The following is a 15,594-nucleotide window of genomic DNA, read 5'->3' on the forward strand; positions in this document are numbered from 1 at the left end:
TGCTGCAGTTGTTGGTTGAGCCGACGAGGAGCGAAGCGACGAGACGCGTCGAAACCTCAGACGGCCGAACCCGGAACACAACCACCACATCCGAGGCGGTCACCACCCGAGAAAACCCACCAAGGTTTCGACACGGGACCTCGCGATACTCGGCCCCGGCTCAACCACCGAATTCAGTTGCCACCACCGATGGTTGAGCCGACGATAAGTGGGCATGTTCAATTCCGACCCTCGCTCAACCACCCAAAGCTGCTGCTGCAGTTGTTGGTTGAGCCGACGAGGAGCGAAGCGACGAGACGCGTCGAAACCTCAGACGGCCGAACCCGGAACACAACCACCACATCCGAGGCGGTCACCACCCGAGAAAACCCACCAAGGTTTCGACACGGGACCTCGCGATACTCGGCCCCGGCTCAACCACCGAATTCAGTTGCCACCACGGATGGTTGAGCCGACGATAAGTGGGCATGTTCAATTCCGACCCTCGCTCAACCACCCAAAGCTGCTGCTGCAGTTGTTGGTTGAGCCGACGAGGAGCGAAGCGACGAGACGTGTCGAAACCTCCGCCGACCGAACCCGGAACGCAACCACCCAAATGCTGCCACCGCACAGGAGGTCTCGATACGCTCATGATGACGGCAACACCGACACGCTGAGATCCCGGTGGCGTCGCTGGTAGACGGTGCCGAATCGAGCGTCAACGCGAATCCAGGCCGCCGACATCCGGATTCGTACCGGCTCATCGGCGTCGATCGTGTCGGCGTCGGCGTCGGCGGTGATCGCACGCCCATCACGGTCCCGGATGAAACCCATGGCAGTGAGGGCGAACAGCGATCGCATGATCACCCCGGCGCGCAGACGACCGTCGTCGGAGACCACCTCGAGGACCTCCTGGTCGAGGACGCCGGTCGCCGGACCGTGTGCACTCCCCTCCTCTCGCGCCAGCCGGGCACCGTCGCGGGCCAGGCTCACCACCGCGCGCGCCGGCACGTCGTCGACCTGCTGGAAGCCGGTGAGCAGGGGTAGCGCCCCGCGCCAGGCGGAGTCGAAGGGCATTCCCGGGTCGACAGCGCCACCGGGACCGGTCGCGGCCAACGCCGACCGCAGGATGGCCGCGTCGCACACCAGATCCTGTGGTGCCATCCGGCCGAACACGGCGCGCGTGGCGAGCACGTCGAAACCGGTGTTCGACCACAGCCCGATCAGACCGTCGGGGCGCTGCGTCACCCGGATCACCGCGGCGTCGTCGAGCGCCGACACCCGCGCCAGAAACGCCAGCGCATCGGCACGGTCGCCGTCACCGTCGACCGCGATGAACCGCTCCGGACCGGTCATGGCCGCACGAATCGTTCGAGATAGCCCCGTTCCTCGGGGGTCAGGCGCCGCAGTCGCTGCGCATCGACGTCGAAGGCGACGAGCTGTGTGGTGGCCACCACACAGGGTTTGGCGTCGGGTGCGGCACCGTCGGGCCGCACCTCGTAGCCGACCGTGAAGTCCACCGCCCGTACCTTCTCCACGAACATCGTGACCGAGATCGGCCCCTCGTCGTGACGGACCTGCTGCTGGTACCGGACATGGAGATCGGACACGACACACCCGTGCCGGAGTTCCGCGGTCGGGCGCTGGTCATAGAACAGCCACGGGATCCGTGCCTCCTCCAGCAGGGTCACCATCCGGGCGTGGTTGATGTGGGCGAACACATCCATATCCGACCATCGGACCGGCACCTTGACGACATATCCACGCTCGGTCGTCGTTCCCTCGTCCTCGTAGAGCACACGGTTCCCTTCGTCGCGGACCGGCCGGTCACCGGGCCGGGATCACATCCGGTCAACGGATAACACTACGGAGTTGCCGCGCGGCCACCGACAGGGTGGCGAGGTCGAGGTTCCCCGACGTCTCGATCTCGGCGAGCATTGCCCGTACGCGGGCCAGCCGGCCGGAGTTGGACGCCTCCCACTCGGCGATCTTCTCCGACGCCGGCTCGTCGGGCTCGCTGTGCGCCAGGATCGCCAAGGTCAGGGCACGCAGCGCACCGTGCATGTCGTCGCGAAGCGCCAACCGCGCCAATGCATGCCAGCGGTCACCGTGTTCGAGTTCGGACACCGCGGTGAGCAGTTCTTCGAGACCGAAGTGTTCCATCACCGCGAAGTACAGTTCGCCGGCCTCCACCGGATCCCGGTCGGAGATCTCCGCGGTGTCGATGATGTCCAGTAGACAGAAGCGGTGCAGGCTGATCGCCACATCGTGCGCGAGATCCGGTGGCACGCCCTGTGTCTGGTAGTGCTCCACGCGCGTGTCGACATCGTGGGCCGAGCCCTTGCCGAACCAGCTGTCGAGCAGGGCCGTCAGCTCACCGACGTACTCGGCGTAGCGCGTGACCTCCGCGTTCAGCGCCAGTGGTTGCGGCCGGAACGCCAAGAGCCACCGCGACGCCCGGAACACGAGGCGACGCGCATACAGCATCATCTCGTCGACCGCCTCGATCGACGCCGCCGACGATTGCACCCGCTCGAGCAGATCGGGCATCCCGAACACACGCTCGGCGACGACGAAGGCGCGCACCGCCTCGTCGGTGGTGGCACCGGTGGCCTCGCCGAGACGGAAGAGGTGCGTGACCCCGGCGCGATCGATGACGTGGTTGACCACGACCGTGGTCACGATCTCCCGGCGGAGCCGGTGTCCGTGGATGGCGTTGGTGAACCGATCTCGCAGTGGCACCGGGAAATACGCGTGCAACCGGTCGTCGAAGGCGTCGTTGTCGGGCAGGTCGGTGGCCAGCAGGTCGGACTTGGTGGCCAGTTTGACGTGCGCCATCAGGGTGGCGAGCTCCGGGGAGGTCAGACCTCGTCCGACCTCCGAACCGATCCGCTTCCGCAGCTGAACCGAATCCGGCAGCGCCTCCAGTTGGAGGTCGACGCCGCGCTGGGCCAGCGCGTCGAGCATCCGGCAGTGCACATCCACCCGGACCCCGGAGAAGGCGCGGCAGAAGCCGAGTTCGGAGTTCTGCGAGATGTTGTCGGCGAGCACCAGCCCGGCGACCTCGTCGGTCATCGACTCGAGCAGCGGAGTGCGGTCGTCCGCCGCCAGCGCCCCCGCAGACACCGCGGCGTCGAGCAGGATCTTGATGTTCACCTCGTGGTCGGAGCAGTCCACGCCGGCCGAGTTGTCCATCGCGTCGGTGTTGACCCGCCCGCCGGTGAGATCGAACTCGATGCGGCCGCGTTCGGTCACGCCGAGGTTGCCGCCCTCCCCGATCACGGTGACCCGCAATTCGTCTCCGGTCACGCGGATCGCATCGTTGGCCTTGTCGCCCACCTCCGCATCGGACTCGGTACTCGCCCGAACATAGGTACCGATCCCGCCGTTCCAGAGCAGGTCGACCGGCGCCAACAGAACCGCCCGGATCAGTTCCGGCGGTGACAGTTCGGTGACGTCGTCGGCCAGACCCAGTGCGGCGCGGATCTGTTCGCCGATGGGGATGGACTTGCGTTCCCGCGACCACACGCCACCACCGGCGCTGATCAGGGCCGGGTCATAGTCGGCCCACGACGACCGGGGCAACGCGAACAGCCGGGCCCGCTCGGCATGGGACAGGGCCGCGTCGGGGGTCGGGTCGATGAAGACGTGGCGGTGGTCGAAGGCGGCGACGAGCCGGATGTGGCGGCTGAGCAGCATGCCGTTGCCGAACACGTCGCCGCTCATGTCACCGATGCCGACGACGGTGAAGTCCCTGGTCTGGGTGTCCACACCGATCTCGCGGAAGTGCCGTTTGACCGATTCCCAGGCGCCGCGGGCGGTGATGCCCATCGCCTTGTGGTCGTAGCCGGCCGAACCGCCCGACGCGAACGCATCGCCCAGCCAGAAGCCATAGTGCCGGGCGACGTCGTTGGCGATGTCGGAGAACGACGCGGTGCCCTTGTCGGCGGCGACGACGAGATAGGGGTCGTCGGCGTCGCGGCGGATCACCGACCGTGCGGGGATGATCGTGCCGGTGGCGCGGTCGATGTTGTCGGTGACGTCGAGCAGCCCGGAGATGAACATCCGGTAGCACTCGATTCCCTCGGCCCGCAACGCCTCCCGGTCGGTGGCGGTGTCTCCGGTGGGGGCCGGCGGGTGGGTCAGGACGAATCCGCCTTTCGCCCCGACCGGGACGATCACGGCATTCTTGACCGCCTGCGCCTTGACCAGGCCCAGGATCTCGGTGCGGAAGTCCTCCCGGCGGTCCGACCACCGCAGCCCACCGCGGGCCACGTCGCCGAACCGCAGGTGCACACCCTGCACCCGCGGCGAGTAGACATAGATCTCATGCAACGGACGGGGTTCCGGTGCCTGCGGGATGTCACGCGGACGCAGTTTGAACGACATCACCGGTCGGTGCCCGTTGCCGTCGTCGCCGCAGATCGCCGGACCGGCGTCATCGCCGTCGGTGACGAAGAAGTTGGTGCGGTCGGTGGCGATGACGAGTGCGGTGAACGCCGACACGATGCGGTCGGCGTCGAGGCTGATCACCGCGCCGACGTCGGTGCGCAGCCGCGCGAGAACCCACTCACGGCGTGCCACATCGGCGAGGGCCGGGCTGAGCGACGCGTTGAACAGGGCGACGAGTCCGCGGGTCACGTCCACATGGCGGCCCAGCGTGGACGCGACATGGTCGGCACTGTAGGGGAATCCGCACTGCCGCAGGTAGCCACCGTAGGCGCGCAGCATCGCCGCCGACCGCCAGTCCAGCCCACAGCGCATGACGAGTTCGTTGTAGCGGTCGACCTCTGCGCGTCCGCGCCACACCTGGCTGAACGCCTGGGTGAAGCGTTGCGGTAGGTCGTCGGGTCCGGCGGCGTACACCGACATCCCGGGGGCGAGTGCGACGGCGAACTCGTAGACGTGGCAGGACTCTCCGTCCGGCCGCACCAGCGTGTACGGGTGTTCGTCGATGACGTCGAGACCGAGGCTGTGCAGCACCGGCAGGACGTCGGTCAGGGTGGCCGACTCCCCGCAGAGGTACAGGGCGAAGTCCCATGCCCCCTTGTCGTCGGCACGGGCGTCGTCCGGTTGCCGCAGGGCGACGGCCAGGTCACCCGGTCGTAGCCCGGCGACCTGCGCCAGATCACCGACGGCGGCGGCCGGGTCGCGCTGGTCCTTGTAGTCCGAGGGCAGTGATCCGACGAGACGCAGCATCGCGTCGGCACCGCCGCGCGGCATGGTGACCATTCCGTCGCCGGCGGTGCCGATCAGCTCGCGGACCCGCTCGTCCCAGCTGCGGATGGCCTCGGACAGGCTCGCCTGCAGTTCCCGGTGCAGGGGCGTACCGATGTCGCCCGGACCCCACGAGCGCGCGAGGTCGGCGTCGACACGCACCATCACCTGGAGTTGGGCGAGGGGCATCTCGCTGACCCGGGCGGAGTATTCCAGCGCCGACCCGTGCAGGGCTTTCGTCACGGCATCCTGGAGGGCCAGCCGGACCACGGTGTTGTACCGGTCGCGCGGCAGGTAGATCAGTGCGGTGGCCGCCTCGCCGTCGGGGTTGATCCGCAGGAAGACCCGCAACGACCGGGTGGCGACCGCGTCGAGCATCTCCTCGAGTCGACGATGCAGCTGGGCGGCGCTGGACTCGAACATCTCGACCAGCGGATAGTTCTGCAACAGCTCGATCATCGACTGCCCGGCGAACGAGTCGTCGTCGACCCCGGCGTAGGCGATCACCTCGTCGACCTTGCGGCGCAGGACCGGTACGTCCTGGACCGTCTGGTGCAGCCCGGACGGGGTGAAGGTGCCCAGGAAGCGGAACTCGCCGGTGTGGGTGCCGCCGGCGTCGAAGGTGGGGACCTGCAGCAGGATCGGGAAGTCCGAACGCTGGATTCCGGTCTCGAGGTGGACCCGGGTGATCCGGGGTGCCAGCGGCGCGTCGGTGACCAGCGGGAAGGCGGGCTCCACCCCGCCGGGCCGGTAGATTCCCCGCCGGGCGTCGGGATGACCGGCGGCGTCGATCCGTGCGCTGCCGAGCGGCACGAAGTGGTTGCCTGCGAACCACTCGAGCAGCCGGGCGTATTCGGCCCGCTCGTCGGCCGTGAGACCGGCGACCTCGTCGGGCAGGCCGGCCCCGCATGCCGACGCGCACCCACCGAGCGCGGCCCGCATCGAGGCGGCGTCCTCGTCGACGTCGGAGACCCGGCCGATCACGTCGAGGAGGTCGTCCCGGAGCCGTGCGTCGTCGATCCGACCGTGAGTGACCAGCGCCGACACCGAGATCCATGATTCGAGGGTTCCACTGCGGACTCCGGACACGTCGGTGAGCACCCCACCCGCGTCGCGGGTCACCGACAGGATCGGGTGATCGATCCGCACCGCGCTGAGCCCGTGCCCCTCGAGGGTCGCGAGCACCGCCTCGACCAGCAGTGGCATGTCGTCGTTGACCACGACGATCTCGGTGCCACCGGACGACGCGGTGGTGACATCGACGATCGACTGCCCGGGCTCACGTACCCGGGCGATCTCCAGATGGTGACGGATCCGCTGCACCGCGACGGTATCGAGGGTCTCCGGGTCGATCGCGTCCCGACCAGGGTGGCCGGTATCACCGACCGCGCCGACCGACGCGGCAAGATAGTTCGGAATGACCTGTGGCAGAAGCGAAATCACGTCGGACAACGAAGAATCATCCTCTCACGGACAACCGGTGGCGCCGCGACCGGAACGTGCGGCCTCACTCGCGAGCCTAGCCCCTTCCGAGCGTCCGGGCCGCGACTCACCCGGGATAGTCGGACTATCCTCACCGTGAACACCGACCGTGCACATCGGCCGTCTGCATCGCGCGACACCGGTCGACCACACGACGCCGACGGCCCCGGCGCACATGTGCGTCGGGGCCGTCGGGTACGACTCGTCAGGTCAGTCGCGGGTGAGCTTGCGGTGGGTCACCCGGTGCGGACGGGCCGCATCGGCGCCGAGCCGCTCGACCTTGTTGGCCTCGTAGGCCTCGAAGTTGCCCTCGAACCAGAACCACTGTCCTTCTTCGACGTTGCCCTCCCACGCCAGGATGTGGGTACAGGTGCGGTCGAGGAACCAGCGGTCGTGGGAGATCACGACGGCACAACCGGGGAACTTCTCCAGCGCGTTCTCCAGCGAGCCGAGGGTCTCGACGTCGAGGTCGTTGGTCGGCTCGTCGAGCAGGATCAGGTTGCCGCCCTCCTTGAGGGTGAGCGCCAGGTTGAGGCGGTTGCGCTCACCACCGGAGAGCACCTCCGACCGCTTCTGCTGATCCGGGCCCTTGAACCCGAAGGCCGACACGTAGGCCCGTGACGGCATCTCGTTCTGGCCGACCTCGATGTAGTCGAGCCCGTCGGAGACGACCTCCCACACCGTCTTCTTGGGATCGATGTTGGCACGGGACTGGTCGACGTAGCTCAGCTTCACCGTGTCGCCGACCTTGACCGACCCGGAGTCGGGCTGCTCGAGGCCGACGATGGTCTTGAACAGCGTGGTCTTACCGACACCGTTCGGGCCGATCACGCCGACGATACCGTTGCGCGGCAGCGTGAACGACAGGTCCTTGATCAGGACGCGGCCCTCGAAGCCCTTGTCGAGGTGTGAGACCTCCACCACGATGTCGCCCAGACGCGGCGGCGTGGGGATCTGGATCTCCTCGAAGTCGAGCTTGCGGGTCTTCTCCGCCTCGATCGCCATCTCCTCGTACCGCGCCAGTCGGGCCTTGTTCTTGGTCTGGCGGGCCTTGGCGCCCGAACGGACCCAGGCGAGCTCCTCCTTGAGGCGCTTCTGCAGCTTCTGGTCCTTTTTGCCCTGCACCTCGAGGCGCTCGGCCTTCTTCTCCAGGTAGGTGGAGTAGTTGCCCTCGTACGGGTGCAGCTTGCCGCGGTCGACCTCACAGATCCACTCGGCGACGTGGTCGAGGAAGTACCGGTCGTGGGTGACGGCGAGGACGGCACCCGGGTAGCTCGCGAGGAACTGCTCGAGCCACAGCACGCTCTCGGCGTCGAGGTGGTTGGTGGGCTCGTCGAGGAGCAGCAGGTCGGGTTTGCTCAGCAGCAGCTTGCACAGGGCGACGCGGCGACGCTCACCACCGGACAGGTGGGTCACCGGGGAGTCGGCGGGCGGGCAACGCAGCGCGTCCATCGCCTGCTCGAGCTGGCTGTCGAGGTCCCAGGCGTCGGCGTGGTCGAGCTCTTCCTGGAGCTTGCCCATCTCCTCCATCAGCTCGTCGGAGTAGTCGGTGGCCATCAGCTCGGCGATCTCGTTGAACCGGTCGAGCTTGACCTTCACCTCGCCGAGGCCCTCCTCGACGTTCTGCTTGACCGTCTTCTCCTCGTTGAGCGGCGGCTCCTGCAGCAGGATCCCGACGGTGGCCTCGGGGTCGAGGAACGCCTCACCGTTGGACGGCTGGTCGAGGCCCGCCATGATCTTCAGGATCGAGGACTTGCCGGCGCCGTTGGGACCCACGACGCCGATCTTGGCGCCCGGGAAGAAGGACATGGTGACGTCGTCGAGGATGACCTTGTCGCCGTGCGCCTTGCGCACCTTCTTCATGGTGTAGATGAATTCGGCCATGTTTGCACTCCTGACCTGCAGCGGACGTGTTTCGTAGGCGGCTCACGGGCAGCCCCGTCGGCTCCGGGGCACGGCTCGTGAACGTTCGACCGTCCAGCCTAGTGCCCCCGACAGTTCTGCCGAGGACCGCCCTGTGCCCGCATGTCGACCCTGCGCGCCCATGTCGACCCTGTGCCCGCATGTCCGACAACGGTGGAGCCGCCCACCCACGACGCGGACGCCACATCGGCCAGGACACCATCGGAAAGAACACCGGCAACGAGCAGGGGGCCGGCATCATGCCGGACCCCTGCGCCGGACGATCGGCGGGCGTCACATCCGGGCCACCTCAGACCGGGGCACTCTCCCCCGACCCGGCCCCACCGTTGGCGATCACACCGTTGCCGATCACGCCGTCGGCGACCCGGCGGTCGGCCGGCGCCGGCATCGACACCGGCGTCTCGATCACCGCTCCGGCCGGGGCGTCGGGTGTCTCCGGGTTCTCGCTGCGCCCGCGGTAGCTGCGGTCGAGACCGAACATGAACACTGCCGCGACGACGAGCACCGCACCGAACAGCGCATAGAGGCCCTGCGGGGTCCAGCCGGCACCGAGGAGGTAGCCGGTGACGATCGGCGCCACGATCGACACGAGTCGACCGATACCGATCATCAGGCCCACGCCGGTCCCGCGGACGGCGGCCGGGTACACCGACGGGCTGATCGCGTAGAAGCCGGCGACACCACCGTTGGCGGTCAGTCCGACGAACACCGCGAGCACCATGCCCAGCGCGACGATCTCGAATCCGTTGGCGTAGGCGACAAAGACGACCGCACCGCCGAGCAGCAGCAGGGTGTTGACGATGCGGGGCCGCAGCACCAGCGTCAGCGAGGCGAAGATCAGCGCACCGATCACACCGCCGACGTTGATCAGCACACCGGCGGTGGTACCCATGCCGGAGTCGCCGGTGGCGTCGGTCAGCAGCTTGGGGGTCCAGGTGTTGGCGAAGTAGAAGGCCGCCATCAGGCACGAGTAGCCGATCCACAGCATGACGGTGCGGCGCCCCATGATCCCGGAGAACAGTCCGCCTTTCACACCGCGGACGTGCGCGGCCGCAACCGGTTCCGGAAGCTGTTGCGCGGGCGCGTATCCGAGCTTCGCCGCGATCGCGTTGTACTTCGTCAGGGCATTCTTGGGCCGCTTGTCGACGAGGAACTCGATGGATTCGGGCAGTGCGCGGATGACCACGACGAGCAGGATCGCGGTGACGACGGTGCCGAACACGAACGCCGAGCGCCAGCCGAAGTGCGAGATCAGCACACCGGAGATCGCGCCACCGAGCGCCACACCGCCGGGCAGACCGGCGCCGTAGAGCCCGAGGGCCAGGCCGCGCCGACGGTCACTGCTGTTCTCTGACACCAGGATGTTGAGGTTGGCGACTAGACCACCGATTCCGAGACCGGCGAACGCACGGAACGCGATGAGCTGGCCGGGGCCCGCGGCGATCGTCGACAGTGCCATGCCGATGGTGATCACGACGAGGCAGGCGATCGTCATCGGCCGGCGGCCGTACCGGTCGGCGAGCGGCGAGAGGGCGAAGGCGCCCACCGCGGTGCCGATCAGCCCGGCGCTGAGCAGGTAGCCGACCTCCACCGACGACAGGTTCCAGTCGTCACTGAGGTGCGGCGCGACGAACGCCATGATGAGGATCTCGAATCCGTCGACCATGCACAGCAGAAAGCAGATCGCGATGGTCCGGATCTGATACGGGCGCATCGGCTGGGTGCGAATCGCTTCGCGAATATCCATGAGGGGGTTGCCTTTCACAGCACAGGCGTTCTCCGGCACCCTCGATGAGGGCGACTCCGCCCCGCGCGTCCAGATCGCAAGAACCGGACATCACGAGTGCGCATGAGGAGGGTCACGCATGAACGGGATCGTCACCGTGGAGACCGGGCGTGAACTCCGGACATCTGAGGTGGACGAGGTGAGAGACGAGGCGCCGACGGGGCTTCGATGCGCTCGTGATGCACAAGAGTGACAGCGCTCACGGAGTATGTCAACAACCACCCGGCTCACGACACCACGTGCGCAATCGCGCGTCGTGTGCACATTGTGCACACGGCCACCCTAAGCTGTGGCCGTGGCCTCCCTCGATACGACGCCGGGCGATACGCCCCCACCGACCCCCGCGACCCCAGCGCGGGCAGCCGGCACCCAGACGCTCGCGCGCGGCCTCACCGCGCTGGAGTTGGTGGCGAATTCCCCTGCGGGCCTGACGATTCAAGATGTGGCCGAACGACTCGGGGTGCACCGCAGCATCGCCACCCGACTGCTGGCGACGATCGCCGACTTCCGCCTGATCAGTCGCGGCCCGGACGGCCGTTTCCGGGCCGGCGGCGGGCTCGCGGCGCTGGCCCGCACCGTGTATGCGGGTCTGCGCGAGGTCGCCGCAGCCCCGATGCAAGATCTCGCCGACACGATCGACGCGAGCGTCGCCCTCTTCGTCGCCGAGACCGAGGATGCGGTCGCCGTGGCGGTCACCGAACCGACCAACGCTGCGGTCCGCGTCTCGTTCCGCGAGGGTGGGCGCCACCCACTCGATCACGGCGCGGCCGGATACGCGCTGCTCACGGCACTGCCATCGCGCCCACGCGAAGATCCCCGGGTCACCGAGGGGCGCCGCACCGGATACGTGATCAGCTACGGAGAGGTGATGCCGGGCTACTGGGGACTCGGGGTCCCCCTGGCCCACGCCGAGAACGAACCACCGGCCTGCCTGACGATCATCAGCCCGTCACGCGAACTGATCGACACCTGCGTCGACGCCACCCTCGCCACCGCAGCCGAGATCAGCCGCTACACCCACTGACGAAGCCCTGACCTGCGTCGATACGGCGCATCTCGGCCACACACCCCCTCCGCGTGCGACCCGCACCGCCCCTCGGCCGGTGCGGGTCGCACGCGTTTGCGCGCACTTTTTCACATCCGGCGGGCTTGACAGGAAGGGGTGTGTTCGTGTTCACATAGTGGTGGTAGGCGTGCAACTACCGATCACACCAGCTCACTATGTGAACACAGCGACGGAAGGGACCACCGAGTCCGTACGGCCACGGGGCGGTCGACGAGCTCGCACGTTCGGTTTCAGGAGTTAGGAACCCATGAGCACCACCCACGACAGCGACGTCATCATCGTCGGCGCAGGCCCGGTCGGCCTGATGCTCGCGAACATCCTCGGCATGTACGGGCATTCGGTCACCCTGCTCGAGGCACTCGATGACCTCATCGACTACCCGCGCGGCGTGGGGCTCGACGACGAGTCCTTCCGCACCATCCAGACCGTCGGACTGGTGGAAACCGTTCGCCCCCATACCAATCCGCAGCAAATCATGAGGCTGGTCAACGGCGCCGGCAAGGTCATCCTGGTCAACAATCCGCAGACCCTCGAGTTCGGCTGGGAGCGCAAGCACGGCTTCATCCAGCCCGAGGTCGACCGGGCACTGTTCGACGGTCTCGCCCGCTTCGGGAACGTCCGGGTACTGTTCGGACACCGGGTCGAGGACGTCGTGGAGGACGCCGGCTCGGTGACCGCCGTCGCACTGGTCAGCGGCGCCGACGGCCAGATCACCGAGGAGCGCTTCCGCGCCCGCTACCTGGTCGGATGCGAGGGCGGCAAGTCCCCCACCCGCAAGCGGCTGGGTGTGACGTTCGAGGGCGAATCCCCCTCGACCCGATGGCTGGTCGTCGACGTCAACAACGATCCGCTGGGAACCCCCAACGTGTTCCTCGGTGCGGATCCCAAACGCCCCTACGTCTCCATCGGTCTGCCACACGCGGTGCGCCGGTGGGAGTTCATGCTCCACGACGACGAGACCGAGGAGCAGGTCACCGATCCGGTCTTCGTCAACAAGCTTCTCGCGGATCATGTTCCGGACCCCGCCGGCCTCGAGTTCATCCGGCGGCGAGTGTTCACCCACCACGGCCGGGTGGCCTCGAACTTCCGCAAGGGACGTCAGATCGTCGCCGGCGACGCCGCGCACCTGATGCCGGTGTGGATGGGTCAGGGCTGGAACTCCGGCATGCGTGATGCCACCAACCTCGGCTGGAAGCTCGCCGCGGTGCTGTCCGGTCAGGCCGGCGACGCCCTGCTCGACACCTACACCGACGAGCGCAGGGAACACTCGAAGGCGATGGTCGACCTGTCGCTCACCTTCGGCCGGTTCATCAAGGTCACCAATCCGGTCGTCGCCGCGGCCCGCGATGCCGCGTCGTCGGTCCTCAACCTGTTCCCGCAGGTCAAGAGCTACTTCGCAGACATGCGCTTCAAGCCGATGCCCCGCTACACCCGCGGGGTGCTCGCCGATCCCACCACCCAGGTGTCCGGCAGCGCCGCGGCGTCGATCACCAGCCGGATCATCCCGGTGCGCACCGCCAACACCACCGTCTCCCCGGTGGGGGTGCAGTTCCCGCAGCCGCGGGTCAACACCCCTGCCGCCGAGAACGTGCTGCTCGACGACGCGATCGGCAACTGGTGGTCGGTGATCGTCTGGGGCAACGACCCCACCGACGTGCTGCCGCAGTCCTCGCTCGACAAGCTCGCCGCGCTCGGTGCACGTCTGGTCGCGGTCGTCCCGGAGACCCAGCGGGAGTGGGCGCAGCAGCACATGGCCGACGATGTGCTGGTCCTCGGTGATTTCACCGGACAGGTCAAGAAGTGGTTCGACGACCGGCCCACCCCGATGATCTTCCTGCGCCCCGACCGCTTCGTCGCCGGCGCCTGCCTGAACCAGCACGGTCCGGCCACCCTGGACGCGATCCTCCGGGCCATGTCGTTCACCGGCCGGCCCGCGATCGCCCCCGCCGAGCCCGCCCTCGCCCACTGAAGGAGATCCCACATGTCCGCCTCCATCACCACCCCCATCCCCGAGTACGCGACCGATGCGTTCTTCGGTCTCGAGGACAAGTGGCTGCAGACCGCCGACGGCGAGCTGACCCACTACCACGAACTCGGTGAGGGCACCCCGATCCTGTTCCTGCACGGCTCCGGCACCGGCGTGACCGCGGCCGCGAACTGGTGGCTCAACCTGCCCGCGCTGAGCGCCCACGGCCGCTGCATCGCGATCGACTCGATCGGCTACGGCCAGTCGGTCGTCGCCGACGGCACCGCCTACGGCATCAAGGAATGGGTGCGCCACGCGGTGCGCGTCCTCGACGCCCTGGGCATCGAGAAGACCTGGATCGTCGGCAACTCCCTCGGCGGCTGGCTCGCATTCCAGTTCGCCATCGACTTCCCCGAGCGCCTGCTCGGCATCATCTCGATGGGCACCGGCGGTGCCAAGCTGACCGGCGCCCTCAAGGGTCACTCCAACCCGACGCTCACCGAGGAGGGCATCCGCAAGACACTGGAGATGTTCGTCGTCGACAAGAGCCTGGTGACCGACGAGCTGGTCTCGCTGCGCTACCAGTCGGCGCTCAACGACACCGCCTCCGACCGGCTCGCCGACGTCGTCGCCGCCCGCGACCGCGATCGCTACGACCTGCCGCTGGACTTCGATGTCCTTGCACGCTTGGATATCCCGGTGCTGCTGATCCACGGTGTGCAGGACGTCGTGATCCCGGTGTCACGGACCTGGGAACTGCTCAACGTGATCCCCCACGCGGACGCGCACATCTTCAGTCAGTGCGGTCACTGGTCGCAGGTCGAGCGGTCCGCGGAGTTCAACGAGGTCATCGGCAGCTACCTCGCGCGGCACGCCGGAAACCGCTGAGGTCGAAGGAGTCCCGTCATGACCCAGGCACTCCTGTGCATGTCACACAGCCCGTTGCTCGACCACGCCGACCCGCCTGCCGAGGTCGTCGCCGCCGTGCAGGCCTCGTTCGATCAGGCGCGCACCTTTGTGCGTGACTTCGATCCCGAACTGGTCGTGAACTTCGGACCCGATCACTACAACGGGTTCTTCTACGACCTGATGCCACCGTTCTGCGTGGGCTATCGCGCTCACGGGACCGGCGACTACGACTCCTTCGCCGGTGACCTCGACGTCCCCGAGCAACTCGCCGAGGACCTCGCACAGTTCGTGATCGACCGTGAGATCGATCTGGCGATCTCCCGCCGGATGGAGGTCGACCACGGCGCGGTCCAGCCGATGGAGATCCTCCACGGCGGCAACGCCGCCGCCCGACCGGTACTGCCGATCTTCGTCAATTCCGTTGCGCGGCCGTTTGTCCCGGTGTCCCGGGTGCGCAAGTTCGGCCAGGCCGTCGGCGAGTTCTTCGCGGGACAGGACAAGCGCGTGCTGTTCCTCGGCTCGGGCGGCCTCTCCCACGACCCGCCGGTGCCGCAGTTCGCCACCGCCGACGACGCCCAGCGTGAGTTCCTCACCGCCGGAAGGCATCCGTCGGCGGAGTTCCGGGCCCGGCGTCAGGCCAACACCATCGAGACCGCACGCAAGTTCGCCGCAGGCGAGGCCGACATCATGGACCTCAACCCCGACTGGGACCGGGCGTTCCTGAAGGTGTGCTCGTCGGGCAAGGTGGAGGGCTTCGACGCCTACACCGCCGACGACATGGACGCCACCGCCGGGCACTCCTCCCACGAGGTGCGCACCTGGGTGGCCGCGTACTCCGCGCTGAGCGCCTGCGGCGAGTACGACGTCACCTACGAGTTCTACCGGCCGATCCGCGAGTACATCGCGGGGTTCGCCGTCACCACTGCCGTTCTGCGCTGAGAGACCCTCCGCCCGTACGACATCCGAGTGCGGCCCCATTCAACCGGGGCCGCACTCGCCCGCATCACAACACCCGCCGGTCCCCCATCTCGGCGACCGCCGTTCGACCCCTCCCCACGCGTAGGCCCGGCCGATCCCGCAGCCACTGCGTCAGGCGTCGTCGCCCATATGCCGCACCGACTCTGGACCCACCACCGATCGCCGAGTTGTCCACAGATGCCGTCGACGCCTCCGCATGGGCCCGACGATGGTCCATGCTGGGTGGGCACGGGATCGGTGCCGCTGAGGGGACGGACACCGATCCCGTGACAACCCGCCACATGTCGG

Annotated in this window: 9 protein-coding genes; 4 read left to right on the forward strand and 5 right to left on the reverse strand. The window is 67.8% G+C overall.

Annotation, left to right across the window (positions count from 1 at the left end; genetic code table 11):
* Positions 1–627: 627 nt before the first annotated feature.
* The 5 genes from ACWDUA_RS10745 to ACWDUA_RS10765 all read right to left on the reverse strand — a co-directional run bounded on the left by ACWDUA_RS10745 (position 628) and on the right by ACWDUA_RS10765 (position 10,348).
* The gene (locus tag ACWDUA_RS10745) at positions 628–1,335 is read right to left on the reverse strand and encodes a hypothetical protein (RefSeq protein ID WP_449751004.1); all 708 of its coding nucleotides are present in this window, start codon (positions 1,333–1,335) and stop codon (positions 628–630) included.
* The gene (locus ACWDUA_RS10750; protein WP_449751005.1) at positions 1,332–1,778 is read right to left on the reverse strand and encodes an acyl-CoA thioesterase; all 447 of its coding nucleotides are present in this window, start codon (positions 1,776–1,778) and stop codon (positions 1,332–1,334) included. Before ACWDUA_RS10750 ends, ACWDUA_RS10745 begins: the two co-directional genes overlap by 4 nt.
* Positions 1,779–1,830: 52 nt before the next feature.
* Positions 1,831–6,639 (reverse strand): NAD-glutamate dehydrogenase, encoded by a 4,809-nt coding sequence (locus tag ACWDUA_RS10755; RefSeq protein WP_449751086.1) that lies wholly within the window; start codon positions 6,637–6,639, stop codon positions 1,831–1,833.
* Between the two features lie 249 nt (positions 6,640–6,888).
* Positions 6,889–8,562: an energy-dependent translational throttle protein EttA gene (gene ettA, locus ACWDUA_RS10760; protein WP_449751006.1), complete on the reverse strand. Its 1,674-nt coding sequence runs from the start codon at positions 8,560–8,562 to the stop codon at positions 6,889–6,891.
* Between the two features lie 328 nt (positions 8,563–8,890).
* Positions 8,891–10,348, reverse strand: coding sequence for an aromatic acid/H+ symport family MFS transporter (locus ACWDUA_RS10765; RefSeq protein WP_449751007.1), 1,458 nt, complete (start codon positions 10,346–10,348; stop codon positions 8,891–8,893).
* A 334-nt stretch (positions 10,349–10,682) separates the two neighbouring features.
* Here ACWDUA_RS10765 and ACWDUA_RS10770 point away from each other — a divergent pair, with 334 nt between their 5' ends.
* The 4 genes from ACWDUA_RS10770 (at position 10,683) to ACWDUA_RS10785 (ending at position 15,267) form a co-directional block, all read left to right on the forward strand.
* A complete protein-coding gene (locus tag ACWDUA_RS10770) occupies positions 10,683–11,411 on the forward strand; it encodes an IclR family transcriptional regulator (RefSeq protein ID WP_449751008.1) in 729 nt (242 codons plus the stop codon).
* Between the two features lie 289 nt (positions 11,412–11,700).
* Positions 11,701–13,422 (forward strand): bifunctional 3-(3-hydroxy-phenyl)propionate/3-hydroxycinnamic acid hydroxylase MhpA, encoded by a 1,722-nt coding sequence (gene mhpA, locus ACWDUA_RS10775; RefSeq protein ID WP_449751009.1) that lies wholly within the window; start codon positions 11,701–11,703, stop codon positions 13,420–13,422.
* Positions 13,423–13,434: 12 nt separating this feature from the next.
* Entirely contained in the window at positions 13,435–14,307 is an 873-nt protein-coding gene (locus tag ACWDUA_RS10780; RefSeq protein WP_449751010.1) for an alpha/beta fold hydrolase, read from the forward strand.
* Between the two features lie 18 nt (positions 14,308–14,325).
* Positions 14,326–15,267, forward strand: a complete 942-nt coding sequence (locus tag ACWDUA_RS10785) for a 3-carboxyethylcatechol 2,3-dioxygenase (protein ID WP_449751011.1) — start codon at positions 14,326–14,328, stop codon at positions 15,265–15,267.
* The last annotated feature ends 327 nt before the right edge of the window (positions 15,268–15,594 follow it).

The sequence above is a fragment of the Gordonia sp. NPDC003376 genome (genome assembly GCF_053589235.1).